This window comes from Rhodanobacter sp. FW106-PBR-R2A-2-24, from assembly GCF_058789615.1.
This window is the reverse complement of the sequence record NZ_JBYTBV010000002.1, coordinates 1,671,161-1,687,183: the sequence shown is the minus strand read 5'-3', so window position 1 is coordinate 1,687,183 and position 16,023 is coordinate 1,671,161. Positions and strand designations below refer to the sequence as shown.

The window sequence follows — 16,023 nt, the reverse complement described above, 5'->3', positions numbered from 1 at the left end:
GCCATGCGGCGGTTGGAGTGGTGGTAACCGTGACAGTGTTGGCCGGCCACCGGGGCGCGGGTAGCGGCGGCCGGCTCGCCGCATGTAGGGCAAACCTGACACCGCCAGGCGGCCTTGCGCATGGCGCGAGCGGTGGAGGGAGTCAGCGCGCGGGCGTGGCGACGGCTTGCGGGCTGCCGGCGCCTTGCAACTGCACCAGGCGCAGGCAGCCGAGCAAGAGCGCCAGGGCGCCCGGCTCGACGTTGTAAAGCACCAGGGCGAAGCCGCCCAGGATGGCGGCGAGCGCAGCCAGCGCGATGGATCGCCGCCACAGCGCCAGCGCGCTCGCGACGAGCGCGGCCACGCCGTAGACCTCGTGCAGGAAGCCCAGCACCAGCGCCTGGCGCAGCGGGCACCACGCCGGCGCCGTCGTCGGCGCGCACAGGTCGGCCAGCGCGGGCTGCTCGATCAGCCCGTAGCGCAGCCAAGCCGCGCCCAGCCCGGCGAGAATCAAGCCGCACCAGGGCAGCAGGTTGCGCAGCGTGCGTGGGGTCATCCGGCCTTGCGCCATGTCGTGTCAAGGGATGGCAGGCTCACCTCCGCTGCCAGCGCGAGATGATCGGAGAAAGCCTGCGGCAGTGTCCAGACCCGCTCCAGCGTCACCGTCGGCGAGGCCAGGATATGGTCGAGCGCGCGCCGGGGTTTCCAGCTGGGGAAGGTGGGCGTGGGGCGCGCCGGCGGCTGCAGGCGGGTGCGCGCGAACAACTGGCGCATTTCCGCGCTGTCGGGAGCGGTGTTCAGATCCCCCATCAAGACGGCGTGCGGGTGATCTTCGAGGATCTCGGCGATGAAGCCGAGTTGGTGCGCGCGGGTGGGCGCGCGCAGCGAGAGGTGGGCGATCACCACGGCGAGCGCCTGTTCGCCTTCGCCGAAGCGCACCAGCAGTGCGCCGCGGCCATGGCCGGGCAAGGGGTAGTCGAGTACCGCACTGGGCGCGATGCGGCTGATGAGGCCGTTGGCCGTGTGCGAGAGCTTGGCCAGCGGGCGGTTCGGCTGGTGGCTCCAGTACGGCATGCCGGCGGCTTCGGCCAGGTAGCGGGTCTGGTTGAGGAAGCCCGAGCGCAGGCTGCCGGCATCGGCCTCCTGCAAGCCGATCACGTCGAACTCCGGCAGCAGCGTGGCGAGCTGGTCGAGGTTGTCGATCTTGCGCCGGCCGGGCAGCACCGCGCTCAGGCTGCGGGTGACGTATTCGCTGTAGCGCTGCACGCTGGCGCCGGCCAGGATGTTGCAACTGAGCAGGCGCAGGTGCCGGGGGGCAGCGGCGAGCGGGGTGGCTGGGTGTTCCATGATCCGGTACAGGCTACACGCACGACGGGGTAGCTTGCGTGAATGCCCGTGGCGCCGCCGCGGTCAGTGGCCGCCGTGCCGGTTGGCCGCGTCCAGCTCGCGCTTGGCCAGCCATTGGGCCACGGCGGAAAGCTCGTCCAGGGACTGCACGTGGGTGACCCGGTATTTGCCGTCGATCACCAGGGTAGGCGTGCCATCCACGCCCCATTTGGCTTCCAGCGCGAGGTCGGCCTTGAGCTTGGCGGTGGCCTCCGGCGAGTTGGCGAGGCTCAGAAATCTGGCGCGATCGACGCCCTCGCGGGCGTAGAAGTCGGCCAGCTCGTCCAGTGTGTTTATCGGGTAATGCTGGGCGAACTTGGCCACGAACAGCTGCAGGTGGGTGCGCTCCACCACGCCCATCTTGTCGGCTGCGTAATAGGCGCGGGCGAACGGCAGCCACTGCTCGCTGAACGGCGCCGGCACCAGCTTGAACACCACGCCCTTGGGCAGCGACTTTTTGAGCTTCTCGGCGACGGGCGCGAACTCGGCGCAGTGGATGCAGCCGTAGGAGAACACCTCGGCCACCTCCACCGTGCCCTCCGCGCTGTAGCGCTGGTGCGGGCCGGGCAGGCTCACGTATTGGTTGCCCTCGGTGTAGGGCGCTGGCGCGCTGGACTGCGCGGAGCAGACGCTGGCGATCAGGAGCCCGGCGAGCAGGGTGAGCAGACGCAGGTGGGCGAGGTGTTTCATCACGACAGACTCCGCGGAATTTCGCTGAAAACCGGCGGCGCGAACATCGCGTCCGCCGCATCGACACGGCAGGCTTCATCCGCCGGCCAGCAAGCCGCCTCCCGGCGACTTGGTGCGGGTTTACTTGCCGGCGGCTTCCTTGGCCACCAGCCACTGGGTCAGATCGATGGCGCGCTGCATGGTGCCGACATCCGAGGGCGAGAAGCGGTATTTGCCGTCCACCACGATGGTGGGCGTGCCGGCGACAGCGTAGGCCTTGATGAGGTCGTCGGCCTGCTTCATCTTGGTGTTCACCGAGAAGGAATTGGCCACTGCCGCGAACTCCTTGGGGTCGGCGCCGAACTTGCCGTAGAACTTGGCGATGTCCTCGATGGTGGGCCAGGCAGCCTTGGGCTTGGGACGGCCCTGGCTGAGGTCGTAGGTGGCCGTTTCGCCGGTCTTCCAGGTGGCGTCGAAGAAGGCATCGTGCGCCTTGGCGCGCACGCCCAGTGCCTCGGCGGCGAAGAACGCGCGCTGGTACACCGGCCAGTTCTCGTCCGGGCGGAAGGCGGCGGGCAGGTAGTGCACCACCGCGTTGCTGGGCAGGCTCTTCTCGATCTGATCCATCGCGCCGTGGAAGGCGTTGCAGGCCGGGCAGGCGTAGGAGAACACCTCCACCACCTCGATCTTGTCGGTCGGCATGTACTTGGGCTGGACCGGGTCGATGCGGAAGTAATCCTTGCCTTCCACCCACTGGCCGTTGTCGACGAAGGGCTTGGTCGGCGTGGCGGCGGTGCTGGCGGGAGCGGCCGGCGCACTGGATGCCGCCGCTGGCGTCGAGGCGGCGCTGGCGGGCGCACTGCTGGCGGCCGGTGCCGGCGTGCTGGTGGCAGCCACCGTGGCCGCCGTGGCTGGCGCCGCTGTGCTGGCGGGGGTGGCGGCCGGTGCCGGGGTGGCCGGCACGGTGGTGCCGTTGTCGGTGGCGTGGCCACAGGCGGTCAGCGCCAGCAGGGCGGCGCACAGGAAAGGCAGACGCTTGAACATCGGGGGTGACCTCGAGGGGCGGGGCAGGGCGGCGGCGCCGGCACGAAGCCGGCGCGCGGGGTTCGGTCAGGGCGAGGCAGCGGGCTTGGCGGCGCTGGCCGGGTGCAGGCCTTCGATGTAGCTGGCGACGGCGGCGATGTCGTTGGCGTCGAGCTTCCTGGCGATGCCGGGCATGATCTGCGAGTGCGCGTCAGTGCCCCAGGCGTTGCCGTCGTGCCAGCCTTTCAGCTGGGTTTCCACGTACTGCGCGTGCTGGCTGTCGAGCGCCGGGTACATGGCGCCTGGGTTGCCCATGCCGTCCGGACCGTGGCAGGCCATGCAGGCCGGAACGTCGCGTTTGGCGTCGCCTTCGCGGTAGAGCTTCTGGCCGGCCTCGACCAGCGCCTGGTCGGCCACGCCGGGCAGGCGCTTCTGGCTGGAAAAATAGGCCGCGATGTCGTGCATGTCCTGCTCGGACAGCGGCGTGGCCATGCCCAGCATGATGGGGTTCTTGCGCGCGCCACTCTTGAAGTTCTGCAGCTGGCGAACGATGTACTGCTCGCTCTGGCCAGCCAGCTTGGGGTACTGCGCGTCGCTGGAATTGCCGTCCATGCCGTGGCAGGCGCCGCAGGCGGCAGCCTTGGCCTGGCCGGCGGTCGCGTCACCCGGTTTCACCGCAGCGGCTTCGGCGGCGGGGATGGTCGCTGGCGCGGTGGCCGGGGCGGCGGTGCCGGCCGGCGCTGGCGTACTTGCCGCGGTGGCCGCCTGCGCAAGGCTGGTGCCGGAGGCCAGGGCGAAGATCAGCGCGGCACAGCCCAGCGCGGCCGGTCGAAAACCTGCGTAGCGAAAACTCATACACTGCTCTCCCGAAAACCTGTCGATGGCTGCCACCGCTTGCCGGCTCCGGCGCTGCTGGCAGAACCGTCCGATTATCCCTGTGCCTTCGCGTCCCGGTCAAACCATGCCCAATCCCCTGCAAGGCGCGCAGTTCGTGCTCGCCGCCCATCGTGTGAGCCAACTGCCTGCCGACGGCGGCGCCGAAGTGGCCTTCGCCGGCCGTTCCAATGCCGGCAAGTCCAGTGCCCTCAACGCGCTCACCGGCCACAAGGGGTTGGCGCGCACCTCCAAGACACCGGGGCGCACCCAGCAGATGGTGGCCTTCGCCTTGCCGGAGGTGGCGGATCGTGAGCCATGGCGGCTGATCGATCTGCCCGGCTATGGCTACGCCAAGGTGCCGGAGGACCTGCGCGCGCACTGGAAGCAGGAGATCGATGCCTACCTGCATCGTCGGCAGAGCTTGCGCGGCGTGGTGCTGATCGCCGACATCCGCCATCCGCTGAAGGAGTTCGACCGGATGATGCTGGATTTCTGCTTCGCCACCGGCCTGCCTTGCCACCTTTTGCTGACCAAGGCCGACAAGCTCTCGCGCAACCAGTCCGCGCAGGCGCTGGCGGCGATGCGCAAGAGTTTCCCCGACGGCCTGCACGCCACCGCCCAGGTGTTCTCCTCGCCTGCCGGTACCGGCGTGGAGGAGGCGCGCGCGCGGGTGGTGGAGCTGCTGGGCACGCCGCGCGGGTAGGGTTTGCGCGTACAGGCGGTGGGGCGTTGGCGAGAGCCGCGTCGCCCGCCGGCGTGCTCCCGCGCGATGAGGCTGCGGGCGAAAGACTTCAATCGCCCGCCAGCGGACTCCCGCCGGCAGCCACGGCGGCCATGAACACCGCGCACAGCGCCTCCATGCCGGCGCGATCGTCCTCGTCGAAGCGGCCGGTGCGCGGACTGTCCACGTCCCACACGCCAAGCAGGCTGCCGTCGGCCCGCACCAAGGGCACCACGATTTCCGACTGCGAGGCGCTGTCGCAGTAGACGTGGTTGGGATGGGTGCTGACGTCGTGCACCACCTGGGTCTGCCGCGTCTGCGCCGCCGTGCCGCATACGCCGCGGCCCAGTGCGATGCGGATGCAGGCCGGCTTGCCCTGGAATGGGCCAACCACCAGCTCCTTGCCGTCGAACAGGTAGAAGCCGGCCCAGTTCAGCTCGGGCAGGGCGTGGAACACCAGCGCGCTGAAGTTGGCGGCATTGGCGATCAGGCTGGGTTCGCCGGCCAGCAGGCTGCGCGCCTGCTGCGCGAGGTCGGCGTACTGCTCGCGCTTGCTGGCGAACGACGAGATTTTGGTTTCGAACATGGAACGCTCCGGTCGTGACCCGACTATGATGCGCGGCTTGCCCGCCTCACGCCATGCCATGTCCCCCTGCACGTATTTCATCGCCGGTACCGACACCGGTATCGGCAAGACCCACGCCAGTTGCGCCCTGCTGCATGCCCTGCGTGCCCGGGGGCTGCGCGCCACCGGCATGAAGCCGGTCGCCAGTGGCTGCATCGCATCGCCGCAAGGCTTGCTCAGCGAGGACGCGCTGGCGCTGCGCGAGGCCAGCAGCGCGCCGCTGCCGCCGTATGCGCAGTCGAACCCGGTGGCGCTGCGCGAGCCGCTCTCGCCGCACCTGGCCGCCGCGCACGATGGCGTGACGATTGCCATGCCGAAGTTGCGCGAGGCGTTCGACGCGCTGTGTGCCTGTCACGAGGCGGTGGTGGTGGAAGGCGTGGGCGGCTGGCGCGTGCCGCTGGCCCCGGGCCTGTTCGCCTCCGACATCGCCCGCGCGTGGGAGTTGCCGGTGATTTTCGTGGTGGGCCTGAAGCTGGGCTGCCTGAATCACGCGCTGCTCAGTGCGGAGGCGATTCGCGCCGACGGCTGCCGGCTGGTCGGCTGGATCGCCAATCGCATCGACCCGGTGATGGACGCGGCGGAAGAAAACCTGGCCACCTTGCGCGCCTTGCTGGGCGCGCCTTGCCTCGGCGTGCTGCCGCACGGCGTGGCGCCCGCGCAGGCCGCCGCCGAACTCGATCTGGCCGCGCTGGCACGCTGAATTTCACATCGGCCATGCCACAGCTTTCGCATGCTGGCAGGCAACCGCAGGAACGCTCCATGTCGCATCGCAACCACTACTACCTCTCCATCGCCGACCTCGCCCACGCGCGTGGCAGCGACCCCGCGCTGGCCTGGAATGGCAGCAGTCCGGCCGACTTCGCCGCCGCGCTGGACGAGGCCCTGCGCAGCCCGTTGCTGTTCCAGCGCTGGCAGGCCAGGCAGGCCGAACCCGATGAGGTCGACCCCGCGCTGGGCGCCACCGATCAGTTGGCGCTGGTGCGCGCGCATGTGGCCGATCTGCAGGTGGACGTGGAGGTGGTGACCGACCTGCCGATGAGCCTCTTGCGCCAGCGCCTGGGTTGGCTGATCGGCGCAGGCTGGCAGCTGCACGACGTGCGGCCGGGCTGACGTCGCGCCGCGCCGCCACTGGCAAAATCAGGGCTGCAGTCGGTACAGTCGGTGGCTGTTGCCTCTTCACAGCGCCGCCGGGCGCACCGACCGGGAATCCCGCATGTTTCGTCTACGCATGATCGCCATGGCCACCAGCATCGTCCTCGCCGCCTGTTCGAACGAGCCAGCCAAGCCGGCACCCACGCCGGTTTCCACCGCACCGGCCAAGCCCGCCAGCGCCGCCGCGTCGGTGACCGCCGCCAAGGCGACCAATCCATTCTTCACCGCCAGCACGCTGCCGTTCCAGGCGCCGCCGTTCGACAAGATCACCGACGCCGACTACCAGCCGGCTCTCGACAAGGGCATGGCCGACCAGCTCGCCGAGTGGCAGCAGATTGCCGACAACACCGACGCGCCCACCTTCGACAACACCTACGTGGCGCTGGAGAAATCCGGCGCGCTGCTCAACCGCGTGATGATGGTGTTCAACGGCGTCGCCAGCGCCAACACCGACGACACGCTGCAGAAGGTGCAGGAGGCCGAGGCGCCCAAGCTCGCCGCGCACCAGGACGCGCTGTACCTCGACAGCAAGCTGTTCGACCGCGTGCAGAAGGTCTACGACCAGCGCGCCACGCTGAAGCTCGATCCGGAATCGCAGCGCCTGATCGAGGTGACCTACCGCAGCTTCGTGCACCACGGCGCCAAGCTGTCCGACGCCGACAAGACCCAGCTGAAGGCGCTCAACCAGCAGGAGTCCACGCTGGAGGCGCAGTTCAACAACAAGCTGCTCGCCGCCGCCAAGGACAGCGCGCTGGTGGTGGACGACAAGGCCAAGCTCGACGGCCTCTCCGACGCCGACATCGCCGCCGCTGCGCAGGCGGCCAAGGATCGCGGGCTGGCCGGCAAGTGGGTGCTGACCCTGCAGAACACCACCCAGCAGCCCGAGCTGTTGACCCTGAAGGATCGCGCCACGCGCGAGGCGCTGTTCAAGGCCTCGTGGAACCGTGCCGAACTCGGCAACGCCGACGACACCCGCAGCATCATCGAGCAGCTCGCGCAGATCCGTGCGCAGGAAGCCAAGCTGCTGGGCTTCCCGAACTATGCCGCGTGGACGCTGACTGACCAGATGGCCAAGACGCCCGAGGCGGCGATGGGCTTCATGAAGAAGCTCGCGCCCGCCGCAGTGGCCCGCGCCAAGGCCGAGGCCGCCGAGATCCAGGCGCGGATCGACCAGGATCAGAAGGCGCTGGGCCAACCCAGCTTCAAGCTGCAGCCGTGGGACTGGCAGTACTACGGCGAGCAGGTGCGCAAGGCCAAGTACGACCTGGATGAGAGCCAACTGCGGCCATATTTCGAACTGGACAACGTGCTGAAGGACGGCGTGTTCTACGCCGCCAACCAGCTCTACGGCCTAACCTTCAAGGAGCGCAAGGACATCCCGGTGTACAACCCGGACGTGCGCGTGTTCGAGGTGTTCGACAAGGATGGCAAGTCGCTGGCGCTGTGGTACTGCGACTACTTCAAGCGCGACAACAAGAACGGCGGCGCGTGGATGGACAATTTCGTCGGCCAGTCGAAGCTGCTCGGCACCAAGCCGGTGATCTACAACGTCGCCAACTTCACCAAACCGGCGGCGGGCCAGCCGGCGCTGCTGTCGTTCGATGACGTCATCACGATGTTCCATGAATTCGGCCATGCGCTGCACGGCATGCTCGCGGATGAGCAATACCCCGGCCTGTCTGGCACCGCCACCGCGCGCGACTTCGTCGAGTTCCCCTCGCAGTTCAACGAGCACTGGGCGACCAACCCCAAGGTGTTCGCCAACTTCGCGAAGGACTACAAAACCGGCGCGCCGATGCCGCAGGCGCTGGTCGACAAGATGAAGAACGCCGGCATGTTCAACAAGGGCTACGACATGACCGAGCTGGTGGCCGCCGCCATGCTCGACATGAACTGGCACATGCTGGACGCCAACGCACCCAGGCAGGACGTCGACAAGTTCGAGGCTGCTGCACTGAAGAAGGACGGCGTGGATCTTGCCTACGTGCCGCCGCGCTACCGTTCCAGCTACTTCCTGCACATCTGGAGCAACGGCTATTCGGCCGGTTACTACGCCTACCTGTGGACGCAGATGCTCGCCGACGACGCCTTCGAGTGGTTCAAGGAGCACGGTGGCATGACCGCCGAAAACGGCCAGCGCTTCCGCGACATGATCCTCTCGCGCGGCAACACCGAGGAGCTGTCCAAGCTGTACAAGGACTGGCGCGGCAAGGATCCCAGCATCGAACCGATGCTGATCGACCGCGGCTTGAAGGCGGCGCCGAAGAAGTAAGCGGGCGCAGTCGAAAGACAAGAAGGGCCGGCGCAAGCCGGCCCTTCCTTTTCAGCGCCTTGGGCCGGCTTGTCGTAGCGGGCCGGGTTTAATTTTCAAATGAAGCCCATTTAACTGGCAAATCGGCATTCCAGATTTTAGAACCCCGGCATGGCTCGCCCGAACCGCTCCAGTGGAGCTGGTGCACATCCATGCCGCGCCGGACGTGCAGCAGATGATCCGGCGCGCCGAGGTGGTACGCGATCGCGACAACGGGCCATTGCCCCTGCCTTAAGCGTCGCTCAGTACGCGAACTCCTTGAACACCGGATCGACGCTGCCGCCCCAGGCGCCGTGGAACAGTTCGAGCTTGCGCTCGGCCGGGGTCAGCCCGCTCTCCACGATCTCGTGCAGCGGTTCGAGAAAATGCCGCTCGTCGGCGCCCTTGGCGTTTTGCCGGTTGCGGCGGGCAAGGCCGTGGCTGGCGATGGCCAGCGCCTCGCGGGCAAGCTCATGCACGGTGCCGTTTCGGAACGGCAGCTTCAACGCCTGCTTTGGCACGCCGTCGCGCAGCGCGTGGCGTTCCGCGCGGCTGAAGTCCTTGACCAGGTTCCACGCGGCGTCCAGCGCTTCGTCGTCGTAGAGCAGGCCGACCCAGAACGCTGGCAGCGCGCACAACCGGTGCCAGGGACCGCCGTCGGCGCCGCGCATTTCCAGGTATTGCTTGAGCCGCACCTCGGGGAAGGCGGTGGTGAGGTGGTCGGCAAAGTCGCGCATGGTGGCCTTGACGCCGGGGAGCTGGGGCAGCTCGCCGCGCAGGAAGCGCTGGAAGTCGGCGCCGGCCAGGTCGACGTAGTGGTCGTGCTGGTGGCTGAAATACATTGGCACGTCGAGGATGTAGTCCACGTAGCGTTCGTAGCCGAAACCATCCGCGAAGACGAAATCCAGCATGCCGGTGCGGTCGGCGTCGGTGTCGGTCCAGATGTGCGAGCGGTAGGACAGATAGCCGTTTGGACGTCCTTCGGTGAACGGCGAGTCGGCGAACAGCGCGGTGGCGATCGGCTGCAGCGCCAGGCCCACGCGGAATTTCTTCACCATGTCCGCTTCGCTGGAGAAATCCAGGTTCACCTGCACGGTGCAGGTGCGCGTCATCATGTCCAGGCCCAGCGAGCCGACCTTGGGCATGTACTCGCGCATGATCTTGTAGCGGCCCTTGGGCATCCACGGCATCTCGTCGCGCCGCCATTTCGGCTGGAAGCCCATGCCGAGGAAGCCGAGGCCGAGGCCGTCGGCCACGGCGCGCACTTCCTCCAGGTGCGCGTCCACTTCGCGGCAGGTCTGGAAGATGGTTTCCAGCGGTGCGCCGGAAAGCTCCAACTGGCCAGCCGGCTCCAGCGTGATGTTGGCCTGGCCACGGGTGAGCGCCACCGGGGCCTCGCCTTCGCGCACGATCTCCCAGCCGTAGCGTTGGGCGATGCCCTCCAGCAGGGCGCGGATGCCGCGCTCGCCCTCGAAGGGCGGCGGCGCGAGGTCGTCGGTGCGGAAGCCGAACTTCTCGTGCTCGGTGCCGATGCGCCAGGCCTCGCGCGGCTTCTCGCCGGCGGCGAGGTAGTCGATGAGCTGCTGGCGGCCGCTGATCGGAGTGTTCTTGACGGCGCTGGCTATGGACACGGGTCGGGCCTTGGTGGGGAATCCACCGACTATGGAGGCGCGAAGCGGCCACGAAAAGGGCCTAGGTCAAAATTTTTGTACGGAGCGGTACAGGTGGGCGGTGCGGCCGTGCCGGACGCGGCCGTCAGGGAGCGGCGACGGTGGCCGCTGCGTGGCAGGTCAGGCGTTGCATCAGCGCGTTCGGCAGGCGGCTGCGGTGGCCGATGCTGGCCAGCGTGACGCCAGGTTTGCGGATGCGCTGGTCGTCCGCACAGACGTTGGCGCCGTGGTCGAGCAGGTGCTGCACGATGCCGGCGTAGCCATCGACGACAGCCACGGTCAGGGCATCGGCCGCGTTCGGCGCTGCCCGCGCCATCACGTCGGCATGGTGGCGCAGCAGCACGTCGAGGGTAGCCGTGTCGTCACAATGCGCGGCAACGAGCAGGGCCGGGCCGTAGGCGTTCGCCCGGTTGGCCACCAGGTCTTGTGCCTGCAGCGCCTTGATCGTGTTCGGCCCGCCGAAGAGCGGGTCGTGGCTGGCGGTATCGCTCAGTTGTTTGGCGAACGCCTGCTTGAACGGTGGCAACAAGGCTTGGTCGTCCACCGTTGCACCATCGTCCAGCAAGCCGTCGACCACGGCGGGCTGGTAGGCGCTGGCGGCGGTGAGCATGGCGACTTGTCGCCAGCGCGGCTGTTCAGCCGTGGGCAGTGACGCGAGGCTATGCCGCAGTTGCGGCAGCTTGCCGTCGATGGCCGCGACCACGGCCGCCGAGGCGGCGGGCAGGGCGTCGTATGCGCCGTGCAGCCAGGCCTCGTGGATCGTGGGCAGTTGCTGACGGCAGAGGTTGTCGCTGGTGGGTGCGGGTTCTGCGGCGATGGCAGTCTGCGCAATGCAGAATGCACAAGCGATCAGGGCAAGACGGGCAAGCATTCCATGTCTCCTCGCGTCGGGAGGCGACAGCATGGAACCGATCAGGGGCAGAGGCAAGATCAACGCTTGGCGTCTTTAGAGCCAAAGCCGTACTGATGCCAATAAAGGGCTTTCCTGCCCTTTATTGGCTCGCCGGTATCGGGCAGTGCCCGATACCGGCTCCGCCGCGCCATCGCTACGCGATGGCGCGGCGAGCGCGCCGTCCGTGGCGCGTGAAGCGGTAAGCGACTGCCGCAGGCAGCCGCTTACCGCTTCATGGAATTGAAGAACTCGTCGTTGGACTTGGTGTTCTTCATCTTGTCGAGCATGAATTCCATCGCGGCCAGCTCGTCCATCGGGTGCAGCAGCTTCCGGAGTATCCAGATCTTCGCCAGCATGTCCGGCTCGATCAGCAGATCCTCGCGGCGGGTGCCGGAGCGGTTGATGTCGATGGCGGGGTAGACGCGCTTCTCCGAGATGCGGCGGGAGAGGTGCACTTCCATGTTGCCGGTACCCTTGAACTCCTCGTAGATCACCTCGTCCATCTTGCTGCCGGTGTCGGTCAGCGCGGTGCCGATGATGGTGAGGCTGCCGCCTTCCTCCACGTTGCGCGCAGCGCCGAAGAAGCGCTTGGGGCGCTGCAGCGCGTTGGCGTCCACGCCGCCGGTGAGTACCTTGCCGGAGCTGGGCACCACGGTGTTGTAGGCACGGGCGAGGCGGGTGATGGAGTCGAGCAGGATCACCACGTCGCGCTTGTGCTCCACCAGGCGCTTGGCGCGCTCGATCACCATCTCGGCCACCTGCACGTGGCGCACGGCGGGCTCGTCGAAGGTGGAGGAGATGACCTCGGCGCGCACGGTGCGGGCGATTTCGGTCACTTCCTCCGGGCGCTCGTCCACCAGCAGGATGATGACGTGCGCCTCGGGGTGGTTGTACTGGATCGCCTGCGCGATGTTCTGCAGCATCATCGTCTTGCCCGACTTGGGCTGGGAGACGATCAACGCGCGCTGGCCCTTGCCGATGGGGGCGACCAGGTCGAGGATGCGACCGGTGATGTCCTCGGAGGAACCGTTGCCGCGCTCCAGCTTGAAGGCCTTGCGCGGGAACAGCGGGGTGAGGTTCTCGAACAGCATCTTGTTCTTGGACGCTTCCGGCGGATCGCCGTTGATGTCGTCCACGCGCAGCATCGCGAAGTAGCGCTCGCCTTCCTTGGGGTGGCGCACGCGGCCGGTGATGTAGTCGCCGGTGCGCAGGTTGAAGCGGCGGATCTGGCTGGGGCTGATGTAGATGTCGTCGGGGCCGGCGAGGTAGCTCTCGTCGGCCGAGCGCAGGAAACCGAAGCCGTCGGGCATGATTTCCAGCACGCCCTCGGCCCAGATGCCGCCGCCGGAGCGGGCATGTGCCTTGAGCACGGAGAACACCACGTCCTGGCGGCGCGCGCGGGCCACGCCTTCCTGGATGCCCAGCGACTCGGCGAAGGCGAGCAGCTGCGGCGCCTTCATGCGCTTCAATTCGGTGAGGTTGATGAGGCGGTCGTCCGCACCTGGGTCGGCGTTGTCGTCGTCCATCGGCAGGCCGTGCGGGTTGTTGTAGCGCGGGTTGCCGCCGCCTTGCTGCGGACGTTGTGGGCCGCGCTCGTTGCGTTCGTTGCGCTCGTGGCGGCGGCGCCGGCCACGGCCTTCGCGCGGTTCGTTGTTGCGGGTGCCGTTGTTCGGGGTGCCGTTCTGGCCATTGTTCTGGCCGCTGCCGCCTTGCGCGGCGTTGCCGCTGTTCTGGCCCTGCGCCTGGCCCTGCGGGTTCTGCGCCGGCGCCACGTCGCGCGCTTCGGTGGTGGCTGCGCCGGGCGGCGGCATGGGCGGCATGGCCGGTGCGGGCGTGGGCAGCGGCAGCTCGGGGGCGACGCTGGTGGCGGCTGGTGTCTCGCCGGCGGCCGGCTTGGCGCTACGGGCGCGGCGCGGCGCGCGCGGACGCGGCTCGGTCGTGGGCTCGGCGCCGCCGGCGTCGGTCGGGGGGAAGTTATCGGTATCGGACACGGGCAGTCCTCGGAGGAGGCCGTTGGAAACAGGAAGGAGGGGTGCGCAGCGCGCCAGAGGGCGCAAGGGGATCAGGCGATCCCGCTGGATGCGACGGGCAATCTAGCATCCGCCGCGCATGGCCGTAAAGCGCATGGCGGCGGGACAAGCGGGAAAAACGCGGCGATCAGAGCGCCTTGTCGATCATCTGGGCCAGCTGGCCCTTGCTGACGGCGCCGATCTGGGTGGCCTCGACCTTGCCGTGCTTGAACACCATCAGGGTGGGAATGCCGCGCACACCGTAGGTGCGCGGGGTCTTCTGGTTTTCGTCGATGTTGATCTTCACCACGCGCAGCTTGCCTTGGTAATCCTTGGCCAGCTCATCCAGCACCGGCGCGATGGCCTTGCACGGGCCGCACCATTCGGCCCAGAAATCCAGCAGTACGGGGGTGTCGGACTTGAGTACTTCCTGCTCGAAAGCATCGTCGCTCACATGGGTAATCAGGTTGCTCACCGGGGTCTCCAACAAATCAGGAGTGAAGGGGGTTTGACATCCGCGTGGCCGGCATCGGCTACACTCAGGGAACCCATGAACGCGGGTCGAACCGGGAAGGGGGACGCGGCCGTTGCAGCCGTGCCTCCCATTGCAACGCAACTCGGGGCGCGATTCAAGCGATTCAAGGGCAGCAACGGATGGTTCCGTTGACATAGGCGAGGTGGCTTGCCCTGAGCCGCCTCGCCTATGCCAGCGGGATCGTCGGTTGCGTCGTAACCGTTCCGGCGCTTCTCGCGGCTTCGGTGCGCGCCTTGACGCGCGCCCGCCGCCTGCGCCGCCATCCCACCGCTCCGTCCCCTGGCGACGGAGCCGGGCCGGCCGTGGCCGTGCCCGCATCCATGGCTGTCATTCCTTCATGTCGCAAACCGTACTCACCGATACTTTCTTCACCAACTTCGAACTTCATCCACTGCTGCAGCAAGGTCTGGCCGGAGCCGGGTTCACCCGCTGCACGCCCATCCAGGAGATGGCCCTGCCGGTGGCGCTGGCCGGGCGCGATGTCGCCGGCCAGGCGCAGACCGGCACCGGCAAGACCTGCGCCTTCCTGGTGGCGCTGATGAACCGCCTGCTCACCACACCCGCCGTGGCCGGGCGCAAGGACGCCGACCCGCGCGCCCTGGTGATCGCGCCCACCCGCGAGCTGGCCATCCAGATCGACAAGGACGCCCGCGCCGTCGGCGTCCATACCGGGCTCAAGACCGCGCTGATCTACGGCGGCGTGGACTACGACAAGCAGCGCCAGCAGTTGCACGACGGCTGCGACATCATCATCGCCACGCCCGGCCGCCTGCTCGACTACTACAAGCAGCACGTGTTCAGCCTGGACAGTGTCGAGGTGATGGTGGTGGACGAGGCCGACCGCATGTTCGACCTCGGCTTCATCAAGGACGTGCGCTTCATCTTCCGCCGCTTGCCGGCGCGCGAGCAGCGCCAGGTGCTGCTGTTCTCCGCCACGCTCAGCCACCGCGTGCTGGAGCTGGCCTACGAGCACATGCACAACGCCGAGAAGCTGGTGGTGGAGACCGAGCACGTCACCACCGACCGCGTGCGCCAGCAGGTCTACTACCCGGCCAAGGAAGAGAAGCTGCCGCTGCTGCTCAACCTGATCGACCGGCTGCAGCCCTCGCGCAGCATCATCTTCGTCAACACCAAGGCCGCCGCCGAGCGCATCACCGAGCGGGTGAAGCGCCACGGCTGCCGGGTGGGCGCGATCTCCGGCGACGTGCCCCAGCTCAAGCGGCAGAAGCTCCTGCAGCGCTTCCAGGACGGCCAGCTCGACATCCTGGTGGCCACCGACGTGGCCGCGCGCGGCCTGCACATCCCGCACGTCAGCCACGTGTTCAACTACGACCTGCCGCAGGACGCCGAGGACTACGTGCACCGCATCGGCCGCACCGGCCGGCTGGATCAGGAGGGCGACGCCATCAGCTTCGCCTGCGACCTGTACGCGATGAGCCTGCCCGACATCGAGGCCTATATCGGCCAGTCGATTCCGGTGGCGACGATGGAGCCGGAGCTGCTGGCGATGCCCAAGCCGCGTGCCATCGACCCCGAATACGCCGCCAGCGTGGCCGCGGACAGCGCCGCCTTCGGCGACCACGTCGAACCGCGTCACGATGACAAGAAGGGCGGTCGTCCACGCCGCGATGGTGGCCGTGGCGACCGTGGCGGGCGCAGTGAGCATGGCCCGCGCGAGGGTCGCAGCCACGAGCCGCGCGTGCCGCACGCCGAAACGGCGGCCGCCGCAACGGTCATGGCCGAAACCGTCGCGCCAGTCGCATCGGTCGTGCCGGCCTCGGCGCCCGAAGGCGCCGTCGCCGAAGGCGAGCGCAAGCGCCGCCGTCGACGTGGCGGCCGCAACCGCCGCCGCGAAGGCGGCGAGGGCGCGAATGTGACGGCCGCCAGCCCGGCCGTCGCCGCGACCGAAGCCGCGCGTCCGCCGCACGGCGAGCGCCGCCCACCGCGCGCGCCACGCATGCCGGTCGAAACCGCGGCACCGGCGTCCGCCGTCCGGCCGTCGCAGCAGGTGCCGGCAGTGGCCGGCGAGCACGGCCATGCACGCAAGCCGGGGCTGTTCCGCCGACTGACCCGGCTGTTCACCGGGCGCTGAATCGCGCCCGTGCGGCGTGCCACCGAACCGATCCGGTGGCACGCCGGTCAACTTCCGGCGCCGCGCATCCCTTATCCTTGTCGGCATCATGGCGGGTGGCCCCG

At 68.3% G+C, this 16,023-nt stretch carries 15 protein-coding genes; 5 read left to right on the top strand and 10 right to left on the bottom strand.

Annotation, left to right across the window (positions count from 1 at the left end):
- Positions 1-142: 142 nt before the first annotated feature.
- The 5 genes from AC3WQA_RS09025 to AC3WQA_RS09005 all read right to left on the bottom strand — a co-directional run bounded on the left by AC3WQA_RS09025 (position 143) and on the right by AC3WQA_RS09005 (position 3,912).
- Complete coding sequence (locus AC3WQA_RS09025; protein WP_492674735.1) at positions 143-535, bottom strand: hypothetical protein; 393 nt, start codon at positions 533-535, stop codon at positions 143-145.
- Positions 532-1,326, bottom strand: a complete 795-nt coding sequence (locus AC3WQA_RS09020) for an endonuclease/exonuclease/phosphatase family protein (RefSeq protein WP_492674734.1) — start codon at positions 1,324-1,326, stop codon at positions 532-534. Before AC3WQA_RS09020 ends, AC3WQA_RS09025 begins: the two co-directional genes overlap by 4 nt.
- Before the next feature lie 63 nt (positions 1,327-1,389).
- Entirely contained in the window at positions 1,390-2,055 is a 666-nt protein-coding gene (locus AC3WQA_RS09015; RefSeq protein WP_492674733.1) for a thiol:disulfide interchange protein DsbA/DsbL, read from the bottom strand.
- A gap of 120 nt (positions 2,056-2,175) precedes the next feature.
- The gene (locus AC3WQA_RS09010) at positions 2,176-3,078 is read right to left on the bottom strand and encodes a thiol:disulfide interchange protein DsbA/DsbL (RefSeq protein ID WP_492674732.1); all 903 of its coding nucleotides are present in this window, start codon (positions 3,076-3,078) and stop codon (positions 2,176-2,178) included.
- 66 nt (positions 3,079-3,144) lie between these two features.
- Positions 3,145-3,912 carry a c-type cytochrome gene (locus AC3WQA_RS09005; RefSeq protein ID WP_492674731.1) on the bottom strand — a complete coding sequence of 256 codons (768 nt, stop codon included), beginning with the start codon at positions 3,910-3,912 and terminating at the stop codon, positions 3,145-3,147.
- 106 nt (positions 3,913-4,018) lie between these two features.
- On the opposite strand from AC3WQA_RS09005, the gene yihA reads away from it, so the two are divergent.
- Positions 4,019-4,636: a ribosome biogenesis GTP-binding protein YihA/YsxC gene (gene yihA / locus AC3WQA_RS09000; protein ID WP_492674730.1), complete on the top strand. Its 618-nt coding sequence runs from the start codon at positions 4,019-4,021 to the stop codon at positions 4,634-4,636.
- 88 nt (positions 4,637-4,724) lie between these two features.
- On the opposite strand, the gene AC3WQA_RS08995 is transcribed toward yihA, so the two are convergent.
- Entirely contained in the window at positions 4,725-5,240 is a 516-nt protein-coding gene (locus AC3WQA_RS08995) for a GAF domain-containing protein (protein ID WP_492674729.1), read from the bottom strand.
- 58 nt (positions 5,241-5,298) lie between these two features.
- Here AC3WQA_RS08995 and bioD point away from each other — a divergent pair, with 58 nt between their 5' ends.
- From bioD to dcp, 3 genes are all read left to right on the top strand, one after another.
- Positions 5,299-5,979 (top strand): dethiobiotin synthase, encoded by a 681-nt coding sequence (gene bioD / locus AC3WQA_RS08990; RefSeq protein WP_492674728.1) that lies wholly within the window; start codon positions 5,299-5,301, stop codon positions 5,977-5,979.
- Between the two features lie 59 nt (positions 5,980-6,038).
- The gene (locus AC3WQA_RS08985) at positions 6,039-6,389 is read left to right on the top strand and encodes a hypothetical protein (protein WP_492674727.1); all 351 of its coding nucleotides are present in this window, start codon (positions 6,039-6,041) and stop codon (positions 6,387-6,389) included.
- Between the two features lie 103 nt (positions 6,390-6,492).
- On the top strand, positions 6,493-8,703 hold the full coding sequence (gene dcp / locus AC3WQA_RS08980; RefSeq protein WP_492674726.1) for a peptidyl-dipeptidase Dcp: 2,211 nt from the start codon (positions 6,493-6,495) through the stop codon (positions 8,701-8,703).
- A 281-nt stretch (positions 8,704-8,984) separates the two neighbouring features.
- Here dcp and AC3WQA_RS08975 read toward each other — a convergent pair whose 3' ends face one another.
- The 4 genes from AC3WQA_RS08975 to trxA all read right to left on the bottom strand — a co-directional run bounded on the left by AC3WQA_RS08975 (position 8,985) and on the right by trxA (position 13,767).
- Positions 8,985-10,352: a glutamate--cysteine ligase gene (locus AC3WQA_RS08975; RefSeq protein WP_492674725.1), complete on the bottom strand. Its 1,368-nt coding sequence runs from the start codon at positions 10,350-10,352 to the stop codon at positions 8,985-8,987.
- 124 nt (positions 10,353-10,476) lie between these two features.
- The gene (locus AC3WQA_RS08970; protein ID WP_492674724.1) at positions 10,477-11,262 is read right to left on the bottom strand and encodes an ankyrin repeat domain-containing protein; all 786 of its coding nucleotides are present in this window, start codon (positions 11,260-11,262) and stop codon (positions 10,477-10,479) included.
- Between the two features lie 245 nt (positions 11,263-11,507).
- Complete coding sequence (gene rho, locus AC3WQA_RS08965) at positions 11,508-13,274, bottom strand: transcription termination factor Rho (protein ID WP_492674723.1); 1,767 nt, start codon at positions 13,272-13,274, stop codon at positions 11,508-11,510.
- 166 nt (positions 13,275-13,440) lie between these two features.
- Complete coding sequence (trxA, locus tag AC3WQA_RS08960; RefSeq protein WP_492674722.1) at positions 13,441-13,767, bottom strand: thioredoxin TrxA; 327 nt, start codon at positions 13,765-13,767, stop codon at positions 13,441-13,443.
- A 397-nt stretch (positions 13,768-14,164) separates the two neighbouring features.
- Between trxA and rhlB the strand changes: the two genes are divergently transcribed.
- The gene (rhlB, locus tag AC3WQA_RS08955) at positions 14,165-15,919 is read left to right on the top strand and encodes an ATP-dependent RNA helicase RhlB (RefSeq protein ID WP_492674721.1); all 1,755 of its coding nucleotides are present in this window, start codon (positions 14,165-14,167) and stop codon (positions 15,917-15,919) included.
- Positions 15,920-16,023: the final 104 nt, after the last annotated feature.

Bases quoted from the DNA above. Each gene is read 5' to 3' on its own strand.
- AC3WQA_RS09025 (WP_492674735.1), bottom strand. From the start codon at position 535: ATGACCCCACGCACGCTGCGCAACCTGCTGCCCTGGTGCGGCTTGATT.
- AC3WQA_RS09020 (WP_492674734.1), bottom strand. From the start codon at position 1,326: ATGGAACACCCAGCCACCCCGCTCGCCGCTGCCCCCCGGCACCTGCGC.
- AC3WQA_RS09015 (WP_492674733.1), bottom strand. From the start codon at position 2,055: ATGAAACACCTCGCCCACCTGCGTCTGCTCACCCTGCTCGCCGGGCTC.
- AC3WQA_RS09010 (WP_492674732.1), bottom strand. From the start codon at position 3,078: ATGTTCAAGCGTCTGCCTTTCCTGTGCGCCGCCCTGCTGGCGCTGACC.
- AC3WQA_RS09005 (WP_492674731.1), bottom strand. From the start codon at position 3,912: ATGAGTTTTCGCTACGCAGGTTTTCGACCGGCCGCGCTGGGCTGTGCC.
- yihA (WP_492674730.1), top strand. From the start codon at position 4,019: ATGCCCAATCCCCTGCAAGGCGCGCAGTTCGTGCTCGCCGCCCATCGT.
- AC3WQA_RS08995 (WP_492674729.1), bottom strand. From the start codon at position 5,240: ATGTTCGAAACCAAAATCTCGTCGTTCGCCAGCAAGCGCGAGCAGTAC.
- bioD (WP_492674728.1), top strand. From the start codon at position 5,299: ATGTCCCCCTGCACGTATTTCATCGCCGGTACCGACACCGGTATCGGC.
- AC3WQA_RS08985 (WP_492674727.1), top strand. From the start codon at position 6,039: ATGTCGCATCGCAACCACTACTACCTCTCCATCGCCGACCTCGCCCAC.
- dcp (WP_492674726.1), top strand. From the start codon at position 6,493: ATGTTTCGTCTACGCATGATCGCCATGGCCACCAGCATCGTCCTCGCC.
- AC3WQA_RS08970 (WP_492674724.1), bottom strand. From the start codon at position 11,262: ATGCTTGCCCGTCTTGCCCTGATCGCTTGTGCATTCTGCATTGCGCAG.
- rhlB (WP_492674721.1), top strand. From the start codon at position 14,165: ATGTCGCAAACCGTACTCACCGATACTTTCTTCACCAACTTCGAACTT.